Source organism: Paenibacillus shenyangensis (assembly GCF_000346635.1).
Classification (GTDB): Bacteria; Bacillota; Bacilli; order Paenibacillales; family Paenibacillaceae; genus Saccharibacillus; species Saccharibacillus dauci.
This window is the reverse complement of sequence record NZ_AOIG01000005.1, coordinates 168,440-191,850: the sequence shown is the minus strand read 5'-3', so window position 1 is coordinate 191,850 and position 23,411 is coordinate 168,440. Positions and strand designations below refer to the sequence as shown.

The window sequence follows — 23,411 nt, the reverse complement described above, 5'->3', positions numbered from 1 at the left end:
GTATTTATTTTAGAATCGTAATCGCATACAGATATGTATAGAGAGATAGGAGCGAGCATACAGCTATGCAGGAACAGGACGGTGAATTCTCACCGCCCTGATCTACATCTATCTAGTAGTCATTATTGTTTTCCAACAAGAATTTATTTCTTCGTGCTACGCGGACGCTATACCATATCATGCTTATTCAATCTATTGAACTTATACAGCCTGTTATTCTAGCTGCTCCATCCAATTCGTCCAACGTAATCTAGTCATACTTGTCTTATTTCTATCTTACTTGTTAAATTCCACTGATTCGTGCATCGCATCCATCGCTTTTTGTCCGATAATGCCAAGACGCCAGATAGCGACACCTTTAAGGTCATAGCGTTTGGCGAGACCGATTTTGGTATTGACCGATTTCTCGTCTTCGCTGCTCAGGGAGATGCCGAGGATGAGCTTGCTGCGATCGACCTGCTTCAGAGCCAGCTGAATGGCATTGTCGACTTTGTCAGTGGGTTCCGGACTTTTTTTATCGGTATAATCGTAAGCCATGATGATCAGATCATCGGCCAGCGTGCCGAGCGTCTTGTAATCATAACCGGTATAGGAGCTGTTCAGCGGGTGCAGGGCCAGCGTCAGTTTGAGTCCTTGCTGATGTGCTTTGGCAGCTATATTTTTGACAAAGGCGTTATAATCCGACTGCGCTTTGGCTTTGTCACCACTCCAGCCAAGTCCTTCAAAGTCCAGTACGATTCCTTTGAATCCTTTGCTGGTAGCTGTATCGATAATGGACTGGATTGTCTGGTTTTGCAGGGTTGGATTTTCCAGATTCTTGGTCAGTTCCCCATGTCCGTCTACCGAATAGACCATTAGATATGGAGAAGTACCTTGTGCAGTGGCATTCTGGATCATGGATTCCGGCGTATCGCTGCCAGCTGACTGTGGCCATTTGAATTCCGTATTGGAAGTAGAAAATTTGCCTTCTGTCGTAATTCGGCTCCAGCCATAAGCTACGCTGTCAAAGTCAGGTATCATCGCGCGCTCATCATAGGAGGAAATTGCGTAAAATCCCAGTGTATACAAATCCTCTACTGGAGAGGTGATCGATACGGTATGGTTGGAGGCATCCCATTTCACATCTGCACCAAACTGCTGGCTGAAAAAGCTCAGCGGAATCATCGTATTGTTATTAATCGTCTGCGGAGCAACGGCAAGTGTAACCTTTTGACCATCTACTGTCGCGTTCGTGCTATTCATGGTAAGTATGACCTTTTTGTTGCCGGAACCGCTGGCGGTAATAGTCTTGCTGGCCTGATTCCAGGATACCGGAATACCCAGCGCTTCAGCGATTGCACGAAACGGCACCATTGTGGTTCCTTTGACTATTGTTGGAGCGACCGGGAAAGGCAGATTATATCCGTCCAGTGTAATGCTTACCTGAGGCGCAGCTGCATGAGTGACCGTACTGAGCGAAGAGCTGCTCGTAACGCCGGTACACAGCAGGCTGCTGCATAGTGCTAATTTAAGTATATTGTTCATGTGAAATTGCTCCTGTCTATTCTATATTGGTATACTGCTAGGGCCAGGCATGTACAAATGTGGGGAAGAGAACAATAAAAGTAATCGTACAAATTCAAAAGTCTTACTGTACATACCGGTAATATATATGGAATGTATCTGTAAAAGAAGCATCACTATACTATTGTACTAAAATATGGATGAATTGTTTCTCACAGCAGAATGATAATTTTGTCATAAAGTAAAAGAGAGCAGACACAAAAAGGTGGCATGAATACAGTTGTAAATACATAGAAAACAGGAGGATGTCATGATACCTGCGATCACTATTTTGATTATAGTTCTGATTAACTATGTAATCCCGCGTCTTGCCCACAAATACCTGCATATCGAGAAACAGAATATTATGCAATCGGCTGGCCGAAAAGCCATGATAGTCGGCAATGTCATATATGCAGCTGTTATTATCGTTCTCTTGATGATTCCAGGAATGCCGCCGCTGTACGAGAATTTCAAATTTTATCTGATAATTGTCGTAGGATTGATTGTTTTGCTAAGTGCTTATCAGGTCGGATTGGAAAAGAAATATTTTCCGCATTCCAGACAATATATCGTTACATTAATCGTGTCGGTCATCGGAATTTTGTATGTATGCGGGCTTTTGGTTTTTATAGATTAGATAATTACATCAACATATGCCACTGCCTGGCGTTTCAACAAAAAACAGCCTGCTTCAGATTTATACTGAAGCAGGCTGTTGGCATAGCGGAATACAATTATAGAACGAGTTATAAAACGAACATACCGACCAGTCCGCAAACGATACCAAGTACAACGACGGAACCCGCGACGAACAGCGTGACTTTGAGCGGGAAAGCGCGTCCGATCATCAGCATGGACGGCAGGCTGATGGCTGGCAGGGTCAGCATCAGTGCTGCAGCTGGTCCTGCGCCAAGCCCCAGACTCATAAAAGATTGCACAATCGGAATCTCTGCTGCTGTCGGAATAACGAACAGCATACCGGCCAGTGCGAATCCGGCGATAGCGAGCAGACTGTTGCCGCTAGCGATATCCATTGAAGGGAAGAGCCATACCCGAGCTGCACCGAGCAGCAATACGAATATGATATAAGCAGGTACGATGCTGATCAGCATATTCAGAATACTCTTGCCCCAGCGTACCATCAGCGGTTGTTCCGGTGCTGCCGGAGGCGCTGCATTGGGATCATCCATCTTCATCTCATCCGGCAGCTTCTCGGCAGGAACGAACCGGTTTGCCAGATAGCTAACGCCGAAAACAAGAATCAGTCCAAACACGAGACGCAGCAGCGTGAATTTCCACGACAACACAAAGGTCATAAAGACCAGTGTCGCCGGATTGAGAGTCGGGTTACCGATCCAGAACGCCAGGCTGGCGCCGACAGAAGCCTGTTTTTTGCGCATGCCGACAGCAATCGGGGCTGCGCAGCAGCTGCACATCATACCTGGCAGTGAAGCGACACCCGCCAGTGCGGTACTGCGAAAGTCCGCTTTGCCGAGTACACGCAGCAGCCATTGAGCCGGCAGCATAACCTGCAGCAGCGAACCGAGCAGGATACCGAGAATCGCGGCTTTCCAGACGGCTTTGAAATAGACTACCGCATATCCCCATGCCGCTTCCCACGATGGAGCGCCTCCGGTAGAGTCTCCCAGAATCGAAGCTCCGATAGAATGATCGGCAGCAGCTTTGAACGCTTTATGGTAATAGGGCCACCATTTCACATACATCAGCCCTGCAATGACAATAACCAAAAAGCCGACGACCAGCCAGATCACTTTTTTGTTCGGCTGGCGTAAGCCTGAATCCGTTGTGTGCATATTGTTCCTCCTGATTAAAATATCAATAAATGAGCTGCACAAGCAGATCACAGGTGTAAATTATAGCATAAAAATATAAGCCGAAACGCAAGCTGCATCGAATTATTTGCCGGGCTAGTGGTATAATTAATAAAGTGCTGTTCTAAAGCAATATTCCAAGGACAGCAGGAGATCACCGACGCTTCTGCTGTCTTCTATAGATACTGTACAAACCCTATACCCGAAAGGAACGATAATATATGTCATCTACCGATGCAATCAAATTAACTTCACTTTCTTCCAAAGGCGGTTGCGGCTGCAAAATCGGACCTGCCGATCTGGCTCAGGTACTGCGTAATCTGCCACAGGCCATCCCCAATCCGAATCTGCTCGTAGGCCTGGATACAAGCGATGATGCAGGGGTATACCGGCTTACCGATGATCTGGCTATTGTGCAGACACTGGACTTTTTCACCCCGATCGTTGATGATCCGTATTCCTTTGGACAGGTCGCTGCAGCGAATGCGATTAGTGATATTTATGCCATGGGCGGCAAGCCGCTGACAGCGCTGAATATTGTGGCATTTCCGATTCATACGCTGGACAAGCAGATCCTGACCGATATTCTGCGCGGTGCCGGGGACAAGATGGCCGAAGCAGGCGTAACCCTCGTTGGCGGTCATTCGATCGATGACAAGGAGCCTAAATTCGGCCTGGCCGTGACCGGTACAGTCCATCCGGATCGTGTTCGTACCAACGCAGGAGCCAAGCCGGGTGATCATCTGATCCTGACCAAGCCGATTGGCGTCGGTATCCTGACAACTTCCGTCAAAAAAGATCAGCTTAGCGAAGAGGAAATTGCCCTCGTTACTCAGGTGATGAGTACGCTGAACAAAACCGCAGCCGAGACGATGGATGCGTATGAAGTGCATGCTTGCACCGATGTGACCGGATTCGGTCTACTCGGTCATGCTTCTGAAATGGCTAAAGGTAGCAGCAACGGTATTGTGATTCGTCAAAGTCAGGTGCCTGTGCTGCCGCGTGTACGCGAACTGGCAGAAAATGGCTTTGTACCGGGCGGTACCAAAAACAATTATGCCCATCTCGAAGGCGATGTGACTTTCCCGGCAGATATGGATCAGATCGACCAATGGATTCTGTGCGATGCCGTTACATCCGGTGGTCTGCTGATCGCAGTTGCCGAACAGGATGCTGCCCAGCTACTGAGCGATCTGCTCGCTGCAGGTGTAGAAGCGGCGCATATCGGCGAAGTGACCGACCAGCACCCTGGTCATATTCAGGTACAGATCTAATTTATTCTTTGAAAAGTAAAAGTGGAATTAAAAATAAAAGTAGTAAAGAAATGACTTTCCCCACGTAATTCGACAACTAAGGAGCGGATGGTTTTGTTTCAGGATATCACCATAGAAGAACTGCTGAAGAAACGGGCCAGAGGAGAAATCACTACGATTGATGTGCGCTCGCCATCGGAATACCGGAATGCGACCATTCCCGGCAGTATGAATATACCGTTGTTCAACGATGAAGAACGTGCTGAAGTCGGTACCCTTTACAAGCAGGTCGGTACCGAACAGGCCAAAACGCGCGGTCTCGAGATTGCCTCAGCCAAACTGCCTGATTTTATCGCTAAATTCCAGCAGATTGAAGGACCAAAGGCGGTCTTCTGCTGGCGGGGCGGAATGCGCAGCAAGACAACAGCGACTGTACTGTCCTTGATGGGTGTACAGACGTATCGGTTAGCCGGCGGTGTACGTGCTTATCGGCAGTGGATCGTGGAAGAACTCGGTCAGCTGCAGCTGAATACACCGGCATTTGTATTGAACGGACATACCGGTAACGGCAAGACACTGATGCTGGAAAAGCTGCAGCGAGAAGGGTATCCGGTTATTGACCTGGAAGGAATGGCTGGTCACCGTGGATCTGTATTTGGCGGAATCGGTCTGCAGGTGAATAACCAGAAAGCTTTTGATTCCCTGCTGATTGAGCGGTTGAATGAAATCGGTCAGGCTCCGTATATTCTGTTTGAAGCCGAAAGCCGGCGTATCGGCAAGGTCGAAGTACCTGCCTTTTTGCTGGATAAAAAAGAACAGGGTGTGCATCTGTGGGTAGAGCTGCCGATGGCTGAACGTGTACGGCATATTATGGAAGATTATCGTCCGGCTGAGCACAAGGAAGAATGTCTGTCTGCTTTTGAGCGGATCAAGGCGCATATTCATCAGCCGATCGGTGTGCAGATCGAAGAAGCGCTGCATGGAGATCAGTATGAGCAGGCTATTGCTCTACTGCTGGAATATTATTATGATCCCAAATATCAGTATTCCGCGGACAAAATGAAAGATACCCAGCGTGTTATCATTCAGGCCGGTAATGTAAATGAAGCTGTCGGGAAGATCAAAGAATATCTGGCAAGCGTACCGAATACAGTACAAAGCTGAGCCCGATAGTAGTTATCTTTATGAAATAAACATGGTAAAAAGCCGCTTTTTGGATTGGATGGTTAGCTATATTTGGGATTGGTGCCATATACGTTCTCATCATATTGACCATCCTGGCTGCAAAATATGAGCAGTACAATAATACCGACAATAGGAATGAGTACAAGCAGATACCACCATGCACTGCGTCCGGTATCATGCAGTCGGCGGATCAAAACAGCAAGAGTAGGCAAGGTTACAGCCAGATGATAAAGGGAAGCAATAAATCGTTCAGTTCCCAGAATAGCATCAATAATTAACAAGGCTATAGTAATTATCGTACTGATCAGACAAAAGATCCAGAATTCAGATCGGCTGGCTCTCCCCCGAAAGCCAACATAATTTTTTAAAACAGAAATATACCAGCTCACTTAAGTATCCCCTTATGTATAAAATGAATTAAGCTACTAATTAGTAACATAAATAAAAGGAAATTGGAATAGCTGGAAGAAGCAGAATTTAATCATACGCGAATTGAATAATATGCTAATTTGTTTTACTCTTATAATAGAGTGTGTCAATTCATGTATGTATCGGAAGCATGCATAACAGTTCTTTGCAGAACCGTAAGGAGAAATGAACTCATAAATCATACCTTACGAATCAAATAATTTTTATAGTAACATTTAAATCTTGGCGTGAATGAGCTATATTATGAATAGGGAAGGTTAATGCAGAAGTGCGCTTCTTCTATCGACTCATCAGGGGTCCATACCGTCACCATGGTCATCTTTCGAAAGGGTATAACCGTACTGCTGGAAAAAGAACCATAGCATCGGGATAGAATAATAGCCACATTCACCTAGGCGTAAGGCTGAATAAAATTCTGCATAAGCAGTACTATCAGGATAGGCGCTTCACAGGAGGCGTCAGATACTTGAATCTACTGGAGCTCTAATTATCATATATTTATATGCATTTACAATAAAACGATTAAGAAATAAAAAAAATAGCTGTTCGGTAATAATTCAGACATGGTGCATGCGCTGAAATTAGGCCGGGGAATGGGTGGAATGCACAACCCCTTTCTTCGGTCTATTTTTTTTGAAAGGATGATTATAATTGGAGCAAGACAAGATACACGTCCTCTATATCGGAAGCGAACGTATAAATCTGGCACTAATGCGATCATTGTTCCGAAAAAAGCTGCCTGATTTGACACTGCTGGAAGTAGAGGACACTGCTAGTGGTATACAAATGGCTCGCGTTCACAAGCCTGTACTGATTATGATCGATATTGAATTTCCGGTAGAACATCAGTATGATATTCTTCCTGTTCTGCAATCTTGTCCCGATACCTGCGGTATCCCTGTCTGGGCAATCAGTGCTTGTGCTTTTAATGACGAGATTGCCAAAGGAATACAGGCTGGATTCAACCGTTATATTACCAAACCGATTGACCTTGAACAATTCATACAACGGATACGGATGGATATAGCAATCTAAGTGATGCAGATATATCCCAACTGAATAACGGTTGTATCCTACCAATTTAGCTGGGAGTGTGTAATAAGCATTGAACCACAAAAATATAATCACCCAAGCCACCAGTTATACCACTAAATTATTAAGGAACCGATTCGGCAAGGGGCCGGAATCGGTCTCTATTTATCTGTGCGACCGGTGTATCGTCCTGCATTTGAAGAACTTTCTGAGTCCGGTTGAGAAATTTTTGCTGAGCCAGGAAGAAGAGCAGGCTTTTCGACATACCCGTGAGCTGATTATGAAGTCGCTGCTGCCCGAGCTGCGCACTTTTCTCCATGAGGAACTGCAGCTGGAAGTCAAGGATATGCACTATGACTGGGGACTCTACAATGCTTCCGGGGTTGTGGTCGGCCTGCTGCGCACCGATCGGGAAATAACTTCGGATTATGAAGGCAAAGAACAGCTGCATCAGCAGATTATCCGAGTGACCAGCGAACTGCAAAAGCCTCCAGCCTGGATCGATTCCTGGTGGATCAATCCGAGGACACTCTTTATTTTTCGCCAAGGTCTGACAATTCTGCTGGAAAAGGAATTTATCGGTCTGGGCTTTGAGAACAGGCTGCGGATGACCAAAGGCAAGCTGGAGAAAACGCTGCTGGAGGAATATGTACAGGTTGAACAGATTTTTCATAAAAAGGTATCGGATCTGTATGTGGACTGGAGCTTCGATCATGACCACAGCGTGATCATTTATACGTTCGAGAATTGATAGACTCGCCCATGTATTCATGACCATTAGGCTTTCTGGGTGCGTTTAGTGAAAAAAATCGCTTATTCGTATCAGGTAGAGTATACTGGAGATTGATTACTCGGATTCCGAAGTTAAGCAGCACTGTATCTAACCCCGACGGATCATGAGTCTTCCCTTTCTATATCCTATGGGGGTGTACGTATTGAAGTATAGGCAGTTTATCAGCCAGGCCACCAGCTTTACGACCAAGCTGTTACGTAATCGGTTTGGTAAAGGTCCACAATCGGTAAACATTGCCCTCAACGATCAGTGCATTATTTTTCATCTGCGCGAATTTATCAGTCCGGTGGAGAATTTTCTGCTGAGTCAGGAAGAGGAAGAGGCATTCCGATATACACGAGAGCTGGTTATGAAATCCATGCTGCCCGAACTCAGAGCTTTTTTGCAGGAACATCTGGAGACGGAAGTTACCGATATGTATTATGATTGGGGAACGCATAATGCTTCCGGGATTATTGTTGGTCTGCTGGATGCCGGCTGGAAGGATACTCTTGAATATGAAGGCAGAGACGCTATACATGCCCAGATCAGCGAAGTGACCCGGCATGTGCAAAAAGCGCCGGAAATGATTACCTCGTGGTGGGTCAATCCCAAAACATTAGTCGTCTTTCGACAGGGTATACTCATACTGATTGAGAAAGAACTAATTCATCTGGGACAGGGCAATCTGCTGAAAACAGCCAAACGCAGGCTGGAAAAGCGAATGCTCATGCAGGCTGTTGAGCTCGAAAATACGCTGGGACAAAGCGTTGCAGATATGTATGTCGATTGGAGCTTTGATCAGGATCATAGTGTTATCGTATATATTTTTGAATAGGTAGAGTGCACGATGAGTATGAAGTATTAAGAACTGAATACGTCGGTAATACCTTTCAGACATTATATGCGCTGAGATAGGCCGAAGAGAAAAAGAACCTTTCGTTCTTTCTCTTCGGTCTTTTTATTTTGCCGAGAGGAGGGAATAAATTGAATTCAGCTTCAAAAGAAATCTTGTATATTGAGGATGATCCACTGAGTACGTTAACGATGCATCTTATTTTCAAAAAAAAGTTTCCGGAATTAACTTTGCTGGAAGCGACTACAGCCAAGCAGGGAATTGAGCTGGCACTCAAGCATCGTCCATTTTTGATTATGGTGGATATTCTGCTGCCGGATATAAATGGATACGAGATCCTGCAATATTTTCAAAATCATGAATGCACCTCCGGGATTCCGATCTGGGCTGTTACTGCCTGTGCGCTAAGCAGTGATATTCGCAAAGGAAAAGAAGCTGGATTCGAACGCTATATTACCAAACCGATTGATATGAAAAATCTGATCAACTGGATGAATATACATGTGATGGATGCCGAATTATAAATGTTGCAATTTGTGTGAAAGTGCTGCATCTGTAGACAAAAATTGCAACATTTAAATAAATGAGATAGACAGATATCTGACCTAGTTTACTTGTTGCGACATTTATCGAGGTGCTTTGCAGGGAGCGTGAACGAATATCACACTTCCTGTATTTATTTTTGGATAAATTCATATTGTCCCCAATTCATTTCGTGATACAATACATAAAGTCTATTAACGAACATGTAATACAGGAAGGACATTCATACCCATGACACAACCCCCGTTTATCGCCGTAGAAGGTCCAATCGGTGCTGGCAAAACAACCCTGTCTTCCATGCTGGCGGAAGAGCTGAATCTCCCTATTATCAAGGAAATCGTCGAAGAGAATCCTTTTCTCGGCAAATTTTATGACAATATCGATGAATGGAGTTTCCAGTTGGAAATGTTTTTCCTCTGTAATCGGTACAAGCAGCTGGAAGATACCGGCGTACAGTACATTTCCCAAAATCAGCCGGTGATCTCGGACTACCATATTTACAAAAATATGATCTTTGCCGAGCGTACGCTCAAAGGGGTCAAGCGGGACAAATACCGTCAGATCTATCATGTACTAACCGATGATCTGCCCAAGCCGGATATTATCATCTATATCCGCGCGAGCCTGGATACACTGCTGGCCCGAATCGAGAAACGTGGACGGGTCTTTGAAGAAGCGATGGATACAGCATATCTGGAACAGCTGATGGCTGATTACGATGAAGCGATGGCTTCGATTGCTCTGCGTGAGCCAGAGACGAGAATTATTACCATTGATGGCAATGCTGTTGATTTTGTGGAAAACCGGGAGCAGTTCCATACGATTGCCTCTCAATTAAAGGAGCTTATACATGAACGAATACAACATACCTGAAAATGCGCTGATCACGATTGCCGGAACGGTAGGGGTCGGCAAGTCTACACTGACTGCGAAACTGGCAGAGCGCCTTAACTTCAAGACATCCCTCGAAAAAGTCGATCATAATCCGTATCTGGAGAAGTTCTATCACGACTTTGAACGCTGGAGCTTCCATCTGCAGATTTACTTCCTCGCCGAACGGTTCAAGGAACAAAAGCATATTTTTGAAGCAGGCGGCGGTTATGTACAGGATCGCTCGATCTATGAAGATACCGGCATTTTCGCCAAAATGCATGCTGATAAAGGAACCATGTCTGCTACCGATTACGAGACATATACCAGCCTGTTCCAGGCAATGGTGATGACTCCCTATTTCCCTCATCCGGATGTACTGGTCTATCTGGAAGGCAGCCTGCCGTCGATCCTGAATCGTATTCAGTTGCGCGGACGCCAGATGGAGATCGAGACAGATGTGTCTTACTGGGAACAGATGCATGAACGGTATGTATCCTGGATCGGAGAATTCAGTGCCTGTCCGGTTCTGCGCCTGAATATTGATGAGTATGATGTGAACGATCCATCTTCCATGGATAGCATACTGACTGAAGTTAGCCGCATTATTGCTGCATCCCGTCAGACCCGCTTGAACGGTACACTGGCATAATTGCAATGTACAGCTGCTATCCACCGTATATTTATTTGATTACAATATTCGAAGCCTGTTCCGCTATGGAACAGGCTTTTTTGCTGTATTGATCCCATGCAGAGGATGGATATACGTCATTCTGTAAGTTTTGCGACTATAGACCTAAATATTATGGTCACAAACGCCGAATAATTAAATAGCTAAGTCTCTTTTAAAAACGGTGAAATCGATCCATTCAATATATACAAACAGCACAATTATGTCATCTATGATCTTCATGATCGAATCAAAGGAGCCTATTATGCGCAGAGCTTTCCGGGAAGAACAAGGATTTACGCTGATTGAAGTCATGGCAGCGCTCGTGATTCTTGCGATTGTTTCGCTTGGACTCATGGCTTATTTTGGAGACTCGCTTTCTTTTTCCAAAAGTAATGAGAACAAAACCGTCATGGTTAATCTGGCCCGCAGCGCGCTGGTCTATGCGGAAAAGCAGGATTTTGAAAAGTGGAAAAAGTATCTGGAAGAGAACAAAACGGTACAAGCCGGGCTATGTAAAACGGCAGATAGCTGCGGTGCTTATACGCTGCTGGTCAATGATACCAGTACGCTCTCCTATATATTAAATCCGGTAATCAATGGGATTACCTATCAAGTATCTATTCAATCCCAACTGCAGAGCGGCGGTAAAGGAGTGACGGAGGAAGGATCGGTTTATTTGATGCCTGTTCAAGTCAGGGTCCAGGGACCCGAAATAGAAAGCCGGCAGGAAGACACAGTAGTGGAGGGATATATTACGGATGAGAAAATTCGTTAATCGACTACGCGATCAGCGCGGATTCACCCTGATCGAGATGCTGCCTACCCTACTGCTGCTGACCATGGTCATGACGGCTGTATATGCAGTCGCTACCTTTGGCATGGGCAGCTATCAGCAGATCAATACCGAGAACCTACTTCGCGAGGAAGGGGATATTATGATGTCCTCGATTATTACGCAGCTGTATACGTTTGCCCCTGAGCGTGTTCGGCAGCTGACCGATGCCGAGGGTCATCCTGCCGGTATCCGTCTGGAAAAAGAAGATGAAAAATTGGAAAGCAAGGATGTCTACATCTGCGGAGGTAAACTCTACCTGGGCGCAACTCATGAAGGAAGTTCGCTTCAGCTCAAAGTACCTTCTTGTACAGCTGCTGCAGCCAGCAGTGGAGCAGCTAATGGAGCGGAGTCAACAGCAGGGCTCCCGACTGCATCGGATACAGCTGCACAGACGAATACTGCGCAGTCTGCCGTGACTACATCCGGATCGGGTGATGCACAGCTGGTCGCAGCACAGTCTGTACTGGAAGCAGGATCGATCATCGAGATAGATGGAAGAGAAGCACAAGCCTTTTATGAGAGCGGTATAATCCAGATCCATCTGAAGCTGTCCCATCCCATAATGGGTGGAGAGACTGCACAGACCTCGCTGGAAAGCAAATTCGGATTCTAGAAAGAAGGAAACAGAATGTCCCGCAAGCCACAGAAGCCGGATTCAGGCAAAACAGTCTTCTGGAAGCAGGAGCAGGGATCGGCACTCGTCATGGTTATGTTTGTTGTGCTGCTGCTGACGGTGCTGGGAGTAGCTGTGCTGAGCGCTACGATCGGCGGTGCCCAGCGTACCGAACTGCGTGAGAACGATGTGCAGAGTCTGCATCTGGCCCAGAAAGCATTGGACGAAAGTATAGCCTATATCAGTCAGGAGCTCGATCGTCATCAGGATATTGATCCCAAGCAGCTAAATGATGTACTGAGGGGAATCAGAGATCAACTGCAGCTGCAGATTAATAACAAAAACCATAAAGTCTATACGGAACTGGATCAGACAGGCTCTGCAAGTGCCAGATTAACGAATATTCAATATGAGGATAAGTCTTTAAGCGGATCAAATGAGCTTCCTACGCTGTACCATATTACATTAACTGCCCAAGCTACCGTGAATGGAGTTACTCGTGAACTGCAGCAGAAATTGACGGTTGATACATTTCCCGAGTTTCTCAATTATGCACTGGGATCAGAGCACAATTTGACGCTTAACGGAGCATCATCCATTACCGGCAATATCTATTCCGGACAGCTACTGCGTCTGAGCCAGAATGCGGAATACCGTTATAACAGCAGTAGCGACCTCAAGCAGCAGACCCTGTATCCTGCGCTGTCATCGGATGGGAAAGCCTATGTGCAATCCATGGATTCCATTTCCAAGGAAGGCGTACCGGTGAATGCAGATATTAAGAATACAGCTGATAATCTGGAAGAATCACTCGGCATTCCACTGGAGAATGTAGTAATCAAAAACAATAAAAAATTCGTACAGATTAATCTGGAAGAGACCATGATTGATAAAGTCACGGAAGCACTGAATCATACATCTCGCGATGAAGTGCAGCAATGGTATCAAGCACAGAATAAGAATGTGTCGAGTCTAATTGGACAGATTGCTGAACAGGCGAAAAAGGACGCGGTAGCAGATGATAGTGGACAATCGCCACTCATACATGTGGCTACCAAACCGGTACCCCCTGCGAATCCTTCCAGTAATGCGACAGAAGCAGAGCTGCAGGACTTTGATGCTCGAAGCAAATTGTATCGTAAGCAGATGGCCGAACTGGATAGCACATTCAAAAACATGCAGGATTCCATGCTGTTCGAGGGCGATCTGGAGCTGGATGGAACAACGTTTAACCAGATTAATTACCCGGATAAAAATCCCGATACCTTTGGACAGAATATTCCGCAGACTGAATTTAAGAAGTGGTTGATCGTCCATGGGGATCTTATCATTAATAACACTTCAGATACACCGGTACAGATCAAAACCAATATCATTATTACTGGCAAAATGATAGTGAAAGGCAAAGCAGATATGGATGCGACGATCTATGTGATGAGTCCTGCTTCTACTACAGAGACTTCGGGCAGCCCGGCTGGTACCGATGGTCAGTCATCAGCACCAACTGTCTATACGACCATATTGCAGGATGCAACAATTCGTGATCTGAATGAAAATGGACTGGTACTAATGTCAAAGGGAGGCATTCTCCTAAACCGGTTTGATGCCTTTAATAATAAGGCGATCGGGAGCGACTCCGCTGCGCAAAAGATCAGAGGTTTCTTTTATACCGAATCGTCGGCATGGTTATATGGAGTAGGCTCGATCTTCTCGCTGGAGGGCGGATTTTTTGCCAGAGGCAATCTAACGGTAAATGCCGTAGCCGGGACTGCTTCGGCAGGAGGATCATCAATCCAATTTAATCTATCCAGCAGTCTGGATGACAGCCGTTTTCAGGTCAAATATAATGATCAAATCTTTACTGCCCAGCAGCCTTCGGGATTGCCAAGGGTGAAACAGGTAGATATCAAAGTAGGCAAGCTGGAATTGGTCAAAAAAGATTCATCATCTGATGCAGAAAAGGCCAGCCAGCCATAACCGGATCATTAATTGTAGCCTGGACTCGGGTATAGACGACGCTAAGCATTGAAAATCAAACAATGGATATAAAAAAGCAGGAAATCTCACCCGGTAATTCGGTTAAGATTTCCTGCTTTTTTTTGTGTTGGCATGCCTGATGGATGCTGTGACGTTATCCGAACGATAGCTTACAGTGAAACACGTATTACGAACTCAAGGGAGCCGGTTAGTACCGGTCTCCATTGATATTCGAATTGTTATCGGTATCACCGCCGCCAGGTGGAGTCGACTCCGCGAGAACGATAATACCAATAGTGACCGATGCTACATCAGGTTTGCCTGTGTAGGATAACGTGACAGTTGTATAACCTGGACGAAGTGCCTTAATTATACTGCCGCTTGTCGTCTGGATTTTTTTCGTTGGATCGAGTGAACTCTCACTTTCAAATTGAATGCTGTCATGATCAGCAGGCATGCTCCAGACAAGATGATTCAGCAGTGTAAGTGTATCTATATTACGTGGGCTGTAATCAAAGCCTGAGATGTCACGAAGCAACAGATCGACTTTTTCATTAATGTTCATTCGAACAGGACCTGCCAGTATAAGTTTACGCAATACAGGATGGATGGTGACATCCATGGTGGCCTGCGTATCTCCGCTGGATACGATAACCTTGACTGTACCTGCTTCCTTACCGGTCAGCGTAACTCTCGAACCGGTATTGGAACTCAGATCGGCATAATTCTTCGGAACGTCTGTACCAGTTATATGATCTGAAGTATCGGTATTTCCCGGATTCGCTACACTTCCTGGATCTGCTTTACCGAGAGACCAGGTAAATGTTGGAGCCGGTGTAACATCAGCTGGGTCGGTGATAGCGGTCAGATTGATTTGTTCGCCGATATCCAGCTCTGTCGGTCCATCGATACGAATATTAAAAATCCATAGAGTCTGCTCTGCCGTATAGATACGTCCATTGCCCGTGGTGACTGTGGCGATTACTGTATATTTGCCGGGCTGCTTGCTGGTGATAGAGGTCTCCCATGAATCTCTCCGGCTAAACGTCAGAGCATTGGCGGGCGTTGCATTACCATTGCTGTTTTTGTAGGACCATTGGATAGTAGCTCTATCATCCGATGGATCGAGTACAGCTTTGAGAACCGCTGGTTGTTCAATACTGACAACTGTAGGCCCTTTTATCGTGAGTCCTGGCTGGATGACGGTTACTTTAGCTCTATACGAAATATTGCTGCCGTCTGTAGAGCGTATTTCGATAAACGTCTTGCCGGGAGCAAGGGCTTTGACAACTCCATTTTCACCACTGGCTTCCGCTGTGACGATACGCGGATCACCAGAAGTCCAGCTGAGTACTTTATTGTTGGCATCTGCAGGAGATACTTTTGGAATCACTGCTTTTTGATCGCCTACAAGCATCGAGATATCTTCCAGAGCCAGTGTTCTTACTTTCACTACCGAATTGAAAATGATATCCGGGAAGACAATGGTTACCATTTCTTCTTTGGTTGGTGCAGGAGCAGGAGCTTCTACATCTACATCGTAAAATGGGATAGAAGAGGAACCGTATCCGCTGCCGGTCATGGAGGCACCGACCAGAGAGCCTTTGATACTTCCGCCAAAGTTCAGCGCTGCATTAGGTGCGAGCACCGAACCAATCACTCCGATATTGCTGAGTTTCAGGCTGGAAGCCTGATTGAAGTTATACAGGATATGCTGTGCGGCAGGGCCATTGACCGTTAGACCGCCACTTATCTTAACCTGCGAGCCGCTAACGTTGACTAACACATGGGAGCTGGCTGGAGCATTGATTACAATCGAGTTGGTGCTATCCCCGAGCTGGGAATCAGCTACCTGGAATATATTCAGATCCGGGTTCTGACCGGTAAGCGTCAGCGTAGAATAGGATTTGGACACTGTGCCATTGGATTGCAGGGCGGCCAGATCACTGGACATGCTGCGCAGACGTGTACCCATGGCAATAAAGTCGATCGGTATTCCCTGAACAGCGGTATAATTCGTATTCTCCGGCTTGCTGAGTATATCACCATAGACTGCTTTGCCTTTATAAACGGAACCGCCTGTCACCGTCAGATTTTGGCCGGCGATCAGTACAGGTGTACCTTTGGCGTTGTCTCCAAGTTCCGTACCGATACTGAATCCGCCCGGCAGATTCACATTGCCTGCTCCGGCTAACCGGCCGGCTGTGGAGAATCCTGAACTGTCCATCGTAATATCGCCCAGGATCATGACGCTGTAATCTTTTAGATTGCCGAGTGCTGCAATATTGCGTGTAGCATTACGAATATCTGCATAGTTCAGTTTTGCATCTACCAGATTGTAGGCGCCTTTGGCAAGTGGCGTCACCGTCAGATGGAATGTCACTGCGGTTTTGTCTGCCGGCATGACGGGAACATAAGACTGTGTGCCATTTTGGGTAGTGAGTTTGTATTGAATATCAGGGATAGGCATGGTCAGCACATAGCCATCTGCAGCTGTTCCTTCCCGGCTCATACCTTCCGGCAAAGGATCTGTAATCTGCAGCTGGGGAGGCAGCTGTTCCCTGTATTGAATATTGGAAATGACCATCTTACTGGATGGCTGTTCATCCGGGTTAGCCGACTTGTAGCTGACCGGCTTCGGTGTAATCGAATATTCGAGCGTCAGCGGATGATTCAGCTCAATTTCTCCATTGGTCACGCCGGAAATAACCTGTCGATTGGTCATTAGGTTGGCTTCGGCTTTTTCGATAGTGAAATTAACCGTTTTGGTTGCCATGGCGCCCTGTTTGTCCTTGACCGTAATCTCGATCTGCAGCGTACCGCCTTCCGGAAGTGGATTCTCGAATGTCTCATTGATCGCCTGACCGGACAATACGGTTTTTTCGGGAATCGTCAGATTGGTCAGGACTTTGCCGCCCTGCTTGAATTTGACGCTTGCGGTCAGATTACGGTCTTTGAGATCCCAGTCATTGGCGGTATAACTGAGTGCAAAGTTCTTCAGATAGGATGGTTTGGTACTGCCTTCTGCCGGTGCAGATATCGAAATCTCCGGTGCGTGATTGGATCCGATAAACGCGCGATACATTGTATTCACGAACAGCTTTTGTTCCCACTCGGGAAAACCGGTATTTGTGTGACCGGTACCGGAATAGGTGACATTGCCTTTGGAATACGTATAGTAATGATTCCAGCTATCCTGAATATCCCTGCTGCTGCCGGTGATATTGTACCAGGAGACCACTTCGGGATCTTCCAGATTCAAGGTGAAATACTGGTCATGCGTCCGGTTGATCTGTCCCACATAGCCTTTGGCATTGGAAGGGGACTGGCTAAGATCAAATGGATATTCTGTCAACAAACCGGTGTTCACTACAGCGGTTGAAGTGGATTTATTCACGGCATTGAGTCCAATATTGGTTTTCGGCGCGATCTGGCCAGAGTCACTCTGGAAATACTTCAGCCAGATTTGTGAAGCGGCATTTTTGTCAAATACCGTATCATGGGTAAACATGACACCTTGGCCGGAAGCGATAAATTTGCGAATCGCAGCAGCCGAGTTATCGGTCAAAGGAGCAAACTGATTATATTGATCCCGAAAACCGAGCACGATCATGTCGTAGGTTCCATTCAGGTTCTGGGAAGCAGTAGAGTTAAACTCTTCAAAGGTCTTGACTGTAATATCCAGTCGGTAATCAGTTCCCGTAAGATATTCAGGCTTCATATTGACGCTGTTTAGCAAGCTGCTGTTGGTACTGGAATTTCCATCGGAAGGCAGCACCTGCAGTACACGAACGACAGTTTTCTCATCCTGATACCGAATTACGCCGGTAGTGTAATTGGTGAGAGTTGTACCAGCCTGGAGGTTTACAATTTCCAGTTTCCAGTACAGCAAGCCCGAATATGCCTTGGGCAGCTTGTAGCTCAGAGTTCCGTGTGTGCTGTCCAGCTTCTCGGTAGCGACCAGCTGATCGCTTCCCATTTTGAGTACCTTGTCGATTCCGAGATATAGATTAGCTTCTACATTGCCATCATTTAACCCCGATACATTATCCACATTAAAGTCAAAGCGAAGTTCATTACCCTGTCTGTAAACAACCGACTGTCCGGCAGGTGTCTCGTAATCTGCAGGCTTGTTACTGATATTGAGCTGTGGGCGCTGGGTCATCATTCGGTACATACGGTCATTGGTATCGGTCATCCGCAGAACCAGCGGCGCCAATTGCTCATCGGTAATAAAGAACACGTTAGCCGGTCGTGCAGAAGCACTCTGATAAGGCGAGAAGTAATTATAGAGCAGATGGGCATTACTGCTCGTAGTCGGCTGTTTCAGTAGCGCCTGATTCAAAATGACCGGTAGTCCTTTTTGAATATAGTTGGTGATAATGTCTTTGGCTTTGAGGGCAGTGATGTCATTCATTACATTGGTTGTATTATGATCCTGTCCTTGTACACCCGTTGTATTATATGAACCACTACCGATATAGATGGCGTCATATTTGCCATCCAGTTCTTCACGCATGGCGACAAATTGCTTCATACGCATGGTAGTGACAGTGAAGTTGGAGCTGCCCTGAAGTTTCTCCTGCAGTGCAAATGTACCATTATCGTTGATCTCGAGAATACGAATCTGATAAGGAGTAGATGCGCCTGCAATCATCTGTACAAGCGGTATGGTAAGTAATCCTAGCAGGATGATAGAAAGGAATATTATTGCACTTTTAGGCTTCAAATACATAAACCTCCAATATTTTTAAATTCTTGCTAAACTATTGAGTCGAAAGTCCGATAAAAATGAGGTAGGTAATTTACTTAATATATCGGTTGCTAAATATTATTTATAATATTAGAATAAGTAGGACTTAAATAATAGGACTATTTTATCACTTAGATGCCGAAAAGTAGTTCTTAAGATATTCGAAAACAATAAACGATATATCAGATAAAGCCTCCTAATATGCCTGATGGAGTTGAACCCGTAGATGAAGATAATGAAGAAAAAGCTGGGCGACCTTCTTTTTGAAAATGGACTTATTACCGAAGAACAGCTTAATCAGGCGTTGGAGGAGCAGCGCAAATCCAAGCGCAAACTCGGGGATGTACTGCTGGCGCAGGGGTATATTACGGAACAGCAGCTGATCGAAGTGCTGGAGTTCCAATTGGGCATTCCGCATGTCAATCTGTTCAAATATCAGATCGATGCGGCCGTGACCCAGATTATTCCCGAGAGTATGGCCAAGCGCTATCAGGTGCTTCCTTTTATGAAGGATGGCAGCAAACTGATGGTGGCGATGGCTGATCCACTGGATTATTTTGCAATAGAAGATCTGCGTATGAGTACCGGATTCCGGATTGAGCCGGCGATCTCCAGCCGGGATGAACTGCAGCGCGCAATAGCCCATTACTATGGGTTGCGCGATTCCATGAGCCAGATGATGGGGGAACTGCCTACAGCCGAGGAGATTGAAGAGACCGAGATTACGGATGAATCCTCGCCGGTCGTGAGACTGGTCAATCAGATGATCCAGCAAGCGGTTCACTTAAGAGCTTCGGATATTCATATTGATCCCAGTGAAAATGATGTCGCTATTCGCTACCGGATCGATGGACTGCTGCAGACCGAGCGTCATGTACCCAAACAGATGCAGGGCTTCATTACCGCCCGTCTCAAAATTATGTCCCGTCTGAATATTGCCGAGCGGCGCCTGCCGCAGGATGGCCGAATCAAAATGCAATTTGATCTGAAAATGGTCGATATTCGCGTATCCACTCTGCCTACCATGCACGGCGAAAAAATCGTTATGCGTCTGCTGGATATTAGTACGGGCGTCAAGCCGCTCGAACAGCTGGGCTTTAATGATTACAATGCCAAATTGTTCAAAGAAATGATCGATAATCCCTATGGCATTCTGCTGATTACCGGTCCAACGGGCAGTGGTAAAACGACCACGCTCTATTCAGCACTGAATGTACTGAATGTGGAAAGTACCAACACGATTACAGTCGAAGATCCGGTGGAGTATCAGCTGGAAGGGATTAATCAGGTACAGGTGAATCCTGCGATAGGCCTTACTTTTGCCTCCGGACTGCGTTCGATTCTGCGTCAGGATCCGAATATCATCATGGTCGGAGAGATCCGGGATAACGAGACAGCCGAGATAGCGGTGCGCGCATCCCTGACCGGTCACCTGGTATTGTCGACACTGCATACGAATGATGCAGTCAGTACCGTAATGCGTCTGCGTGATATGGGCGTAGAACCGTATCTAATCGCATCTTCCCTAATCGGCGTTGTCGCCCAGCGGCTCGTACGACGTATCTGTCCTGATTGCAAAATCGTCTATACACCATCCGAGCAGGAGAACATCCTGCTGCAAAGTTACGGTATCCATACGGAACAACTGCATAAAGGCCGCGGTTGTGGTAACTGCAATCACAGCGGCTATCGCGGACGGGTAGCTCTTCATGAAGTGCTCAAAGTGGATAAGCGTATCCGCCAGAGTATTACGGATAATGCGTCTGTCGAAGAGATTCGGGAAGCGGCAGAAGAGCAGCAGATGATCACACTAGTCAGAGATGGTCTGCAGAAAGTTCGAGAAGGAGTCACTACCATTCAAGAAGTCATGCGAGAGACCGTTTCTTATTAATAGACTTATATTCTTGGCACAGGAGGGAGGATGCACGAATGGCCTCAACCACTCACAATATCCACGAATTACTGAGCAGCATGCAGCAGCTGGGGGCATCTGACCTCCACCTTTCTATCGGCTCGGCGCCCATTATGCGAATTCACGGACATCTGACTGCACAACCTGGTGAGATATTGACCGCAGAAGATACGGAGAAGGCATCAGAAATGTTGTTAAATGCAGAACAGCGGCAGCATTTTCAGGACAAAGGAGAATTCGATTTCTCTTATTCCCTGGGAAATATGGCGCGCTTCCGGATCAATATCTACCGGCAAAAAGGAGCGGTCAGCATAGCCGTCCGGCTCATTACCAGTCAGATTCCTACAGTAGAACAGCTGGGGCTACCACCTCTGCTCAAAACACTCACTGAAAAGCCACAAGGGCTGGTGCTGGTAACCGGCCCAACCGGAAGCGGCAAATCATCCACACTGGCAGCGATGATCGGTCATATCAACCGTCACCAATCCCGGCATATTGTAACCCTGGAAGACCCTATTGAGTATGTACACACCCATGGTCAATCGCTGATCAATCAACGGGAAGTGGGTAGTGATACATCGAGCTTTGCCAGCGGAATTCGGGCAGCGCTTCGTCAGGACCCGGATGTACTCTTGGTTGGGGAGATGCGCGATCTGGAGACAATCTCTGCAGCGGTCACTGCGGCGGAGACCGGTCATCTGGTATTCGCGACACTGCATACGACCGATGCACCGCAGACGATTGACCGTATTATCGATGTATTTCCGGCGCATCAGCAGGGCCAGATCCGGATTCAACTGGCAGCTGTACTCAGTGCAGTCATTTCCCAGCGGCTCCTGCCCACGATGTCCGGACGCAGTCGGGTCTGTGCAACCGAGATCCTGATCAATACAACAGCTATTGCCAACCTGATCCGCACAGAGAAGACGCATCAGATTCGTAGCATGATGCAGACCGGCCGATCATCCGGTATGCATACGCTGGAGATGAGCATCCGTGATCTGATGCAGCAGGGCCAGATTAATCCGGCTGTTGGCAAATTATATCTGCCCGAGGTGAGTGTCTGATGCCGCAATTTGAATATCAGGTACGCACCATTAACGGCAAGCAGCTCAAGGGAGTATTGACTGCATCGGATAAAACAACTGCCATGGACGAACTGCGTCGGCGTGGATTGACTGTATTCGCACTAAATGAGCAGCGTAAGACGCTCATGACGACGGAGATTTATATCGGTAATCCGGTCAAGACGATCGACTTTATCGTATACTGCCGTCAGTTCGCGACATTGATTCGCGCCGGGGTAACGATTCTGGATGCGACGCGCATACTCGCCGAGCAGACCGAGAGCAAAGTGCTGCGCAAAACGCTGCACGAAGTTCATTCCAAGCTGATGCGAGGGATTGCGCTGTCACAAGCTGTACAGGATTCGCCCAAAATTTTCCCGAGGCTGTTCATCAGCATGATTCGTGCCGGTGAGGAATCCGGGGATCTGGAGGGTACGCTGGAGCGGCTCGCGGTCTATTTCGAGAAGCGTCATGTCACCCACGAGAAGATCAAGTCGGCGCTCACCTACCCGATTACCGTAGGTATTATGGCGATCGCTGTCACGATCTATCTGCTGGTGGCGATTATTCCGCAGTTTGTCGATATGTTCGAATCGATGAATGCCAAGCTGCCGACGATTACCGTCATTATTCTGGCATTGAGCAAAAGTATTCAGCATCAATGGTATTACTGGGTACTCGGACTGGTGCTCCTGATTACAGCTTTTATCATAATGAAGCGTTCCGAACGCGGTGCGTACTGGATCGATTATGCCAAGCTGAAGATTCCGGTATTCGGAAGACTCAATCAAAAAGGCTCGATTGCCCAATTCGCACGTACCCTGTCATCCCTGTATGCCAGCTCGGTACCCGTGCTGCAGGCGCTATCTATTGTGACCGAAGTAGCAGGAAATAAAGTCATTGAGCGGTATCTCAATCAGGCGAGCGAATCGCTCCGCCGGGGGAATGCCTTGTCCGATCCGCTCAAAAAATCCTGGGTATTCCCACCGATGGTCACTCAGATGATCGCTATCGGGGAAGAGACCGGATCGCTTGACCAGATGCTCAGTAAGGTGGCGGATTTCTACGAGATGGATGTAGAGAACACCGTCGACCGACTGAAGTCTCTGCTGGAGCCGCTGCTGATCGCTTTTCTGGCAGCCGTCGTCGGCGTTATTGTGGCAGCCATCATGCTGCCGATGTTCACACTGTATGATTCAGTAGGCTAGTCGTGGTGAAGTAAGCATCCGCGGATGGATCTACTTTGATATCAATAATTAAGCAA

Annotated in this window: 19 protein-coding genes; 15 read left to right on the top strand and 4 right to left on the bottom strand. The window is 46.8% G+C overall.

Features of this window, described 5'->3' with window-relative positions; all coding sequences use genetic code 11:
* Positions 1 to 276: 276 nt before the first annotated feature.
* A complete protein-coding gene (locus H065_RS0103910; RefSeq protein WP_017811713.1) occupies positions 277 to 1,524 on the bottom strand; it encodes a stalk domain-containing protein in 1,248 nt (415 codons plus the stop codon).
* Between the two features lie 310 nt (positions 1,525 to 1,834).
* Here H065_RS0103910 and H065_RS0103905 point away from each other — a divergent pair, with 310 nt between their 5' ends.
* Positions 1,835 to 2,182 carry a DUF4181 domain-containing protein gene (locus H065_RS0103905; RefSeq protein ID WP_238557876.1) on the top strand — a complete coding sequence of 116 codons (348 nt, stop codon included), beginning with the start codon at positions 1,835 to 1,837 and terminating at the stop codon, positions 2,180 to 2,182.
* 109 nt (positions 2,183 to 2,291) lie between these two features.
* On the opposite strand, the gene H065_RS0103900 is transcribed toward H065_RS0103905, so the two are convergent.
* Entirely contained in the window at positions 2,292 to 3,359 is a 1,068-nt protein-coding gene (locus tag H065_RS0103900; RefSeq protein WP_017811711.1) for a permease, read from the bottom strand.
* Between the two features lie 239 nt (positions 3,360 to 3,598).
* Here H065_RS0103900 and selD point away from each other — a divergent pair, with 239 nt between their 5' ends.
* Both selD and mnmH read left to right on the top strand, forming a co-directional pair.
* Positions 3,599 to 4,651 (top strand): selenide, water dikinase SelD, encoded by a 1,053-nt coding sequence (gene selD, locus H065_RS0103895; RefSeq protein WP_017811710.1) that lies wholly within the window; start codon positions 3,599 to 3,601, stop codon positions 4,649 to 4,651.
* A gap of 93 nt (positions 4,652 to 4,744) precedes the next feature.
* A complete protein-coding gene (gene mnmH, locus H065_RS0103890; protein ID WP_017811709.1) occupies positions 4,745 to 5,794 on the top strand; it encodes a tRNA 2-selenouridine(34) synthase MnmH in 1,050 nt (349 codons plus the stop codon).
* A gap of 62 nt (positions 5,795 to 5,856) precedes the next feature.
* Here the strand turns inward: mnmH and H065_RS0103885 are convergent, their stop codons facing one another.
* The gene (locus tag H065_RS0103885; RefSeq protein WP_017811708.1) at positions 5,857 to 6,204 is read right to left on the bottom strand and encodes a DUF805 domain-containing protein; all 348 of its coding nucleotides are present in this window, start codon (positions 6,202 to 6,204) and stop codon (positions 5,857 to 5,859) included.
* 691 nt (positions 6,205 to 6,895) lie between these two features.
* On the opposite strand from H065_RS0103885, the gene H065_RS0103880 reads away from it, so the two are divergent.
* The 9 genes from H065_RS0103880 (at position 6,896) to H065_RS0103840 (ending at position 14,415) form a co-directional block, all read left to right on the top strand.
* Entirely contained in the window at positions 6,896 to 7,279 is a 384-nt protein-coding gene (locus H065_RS0103880) for a response regulator (RefSeq protein ID WP_017811707.1), read from the top strand.
* 70 nt (positions 7,280 to 7,349) lie between these two features.
* Positions 7,350 to 8,027 (top strand): Na-translocating system protein MpsC family protein, encoded by a 678-nt coding sequence (locus tag H065_RS0103875; RefSeq protein ID WP_026136024.1) that lies wholly within the window; start codon positions 7,350 to 7,352, stop codon positions 8,025 to 8,027.
* Positions 8,028 to 8,202: 175 nt separating this feature from the next.
* The gene (locus tag H065_RS0103870) at positions 8,203 to 8,886 is read left to right on the top strand and encodes a Na-translocating system protein MpsC family protein (protein ID WP_238557874.1); all 684 of its coding nucleotides are present in this window, start codon (positions 8,203 to 8,205) and stop codon (positions 8,884 to 8,886) included.
* Positions 8,887 to 9,035: 149 nt separating this feature from the next.
* A complete protein-coding gene (locus tag H065_RS0103865; protein WP_017811704.1) occupies positions 9,036 to 9,428 on the top strand; it encodes a response regulator in 393 nt (130 codons plus the stop codon).
* 250 nt (positions 9,429 to 9,678) lie between these two features.
* Entirely contained in the window at positions 9,679 to 10,320 is a 642-nt protein-coding gene (locus H065_RS0103860; protein WP_017811703.1) for a deoxynucleoside kinase, read from the top strand.
* Complete coding sequence (locus tag H065_RS0103855; protein ID WP_017811702.1) at positions 10,298 to 10,969, top strand: deoxynucleoside kinase; 672 nt, start codon at positions 10,298 to 10,300, stop codon at positions 10,967 to 10,969. The genes H065_RS0103860 and H065_RS0103855 overlap by 23 nt, the downstream gene beginning before the upstream one ends.
* Positions 10,970 to 11,228: 259 nt before the next feature.
* Positions 11,229 to 11,765, top strand: a complete 537-nt coding sequence (locus H065_RS0103850) for a type IV pilus modification PilV family protein (RefSeq protein WP_238557873.1) — start codon at positions 11,229 to 11,231, stop codon at positions 11,763 to 11,765.
* Positions 11,749 to 12,438, top strand: coding sequence for a prepilin-type N-terminal cleavage/methylation domain-containing protein (locus H065_RS26820; RefSeq protein WP_017811700.1), 690 nt, complete (start codon positions 11,749 to 11,751; stop codon positions 12,436 to 12,438). The genes H065_RS0103850 and H065_RS26820 overlap by 17 nt, the downstream gene beginning before the upstream one ends.
* 15 nt (positions 12,439 to 12,453) lie before the next feature.
* Positions 12,454 to 14,415, top strand: coding sequence for a hypothetical protein (locus H065_RS0103840; protein ID WP_017811699.1), 1,962 nt, complete (start codon positions 12,454 to 12,456; stop codon positions 14,413 to 14,415).
* Between the two features lie 208 nt (positions 14,416 to 14,623).
* On the opposite strand, the gene H065_RS26815 is transcribed toward H065_RS0103840, so the two are convergent.
* Complete coding sequence (locus H065_RS26815) at positions 14,624 to 19,144, bottom strand: DUF5057 domain-containing protein (RefSeq protein WP_017811698.1); 4,521 nt, start codon at positions 19,142 to 19,144, stop codon at positions 14,624 to 14,626.
* Positions 19,145 to 19,394: 250 nt separating this feature from the next.
* On the opposite strand from H065_RS26815, the gene H065_RS0103830 reads away from it, so the two are divergent.
* Genes H065_RS0103830 through H065_RS0103820 form a run of 3 tightly spaced genes read left to right on the top strand, consistent with a single transcriptional unit; the run spans position 19,395 to position 23,355 of the window.
* Positions 19,395 to 21,059 carry a GspE/PulE family protein gene (locus H065_RS0103830; RefSeq protein ID WP_017811697.1) on the top strand — a complete coding sequence of 555 codons (1,665 nt, stop codon included), beginning with the start codon at positions 19,395 to 19,397 and terminating at the stop codon, positions 21,057 to 21,059.
* Between the two features lie 38 nt (positions 21,060 to 21,097).
* Positions 21,098 to 22,147, top strand: coding sequence for a type IV pilus twitching motility protein PilT (locus tag H065_RS0103825; protein WP_017811696.1), 1,050 nt, complete (start codon positions 21,098 to 21,100; stop codon positions 22,145 to 22,147).
* Positions 22,147 to 23,355 (top strand): type II secretion system F family protein, encoded by a 1,209-nt coding sequence (locus tag H065_RS0103820; RefSeq protein WP_017811695.1) that lies wholly within the window; start codon positions 22,147 to 22,149, stop codon positions 23,353 to 23,355. Before H065_RS0103825 ends, H065_RS0103820 begins: the two co-directional genes overlap by 1 nt.
* Positions 23,356 to 23,411: the final 56 nt, after the last annotated feature.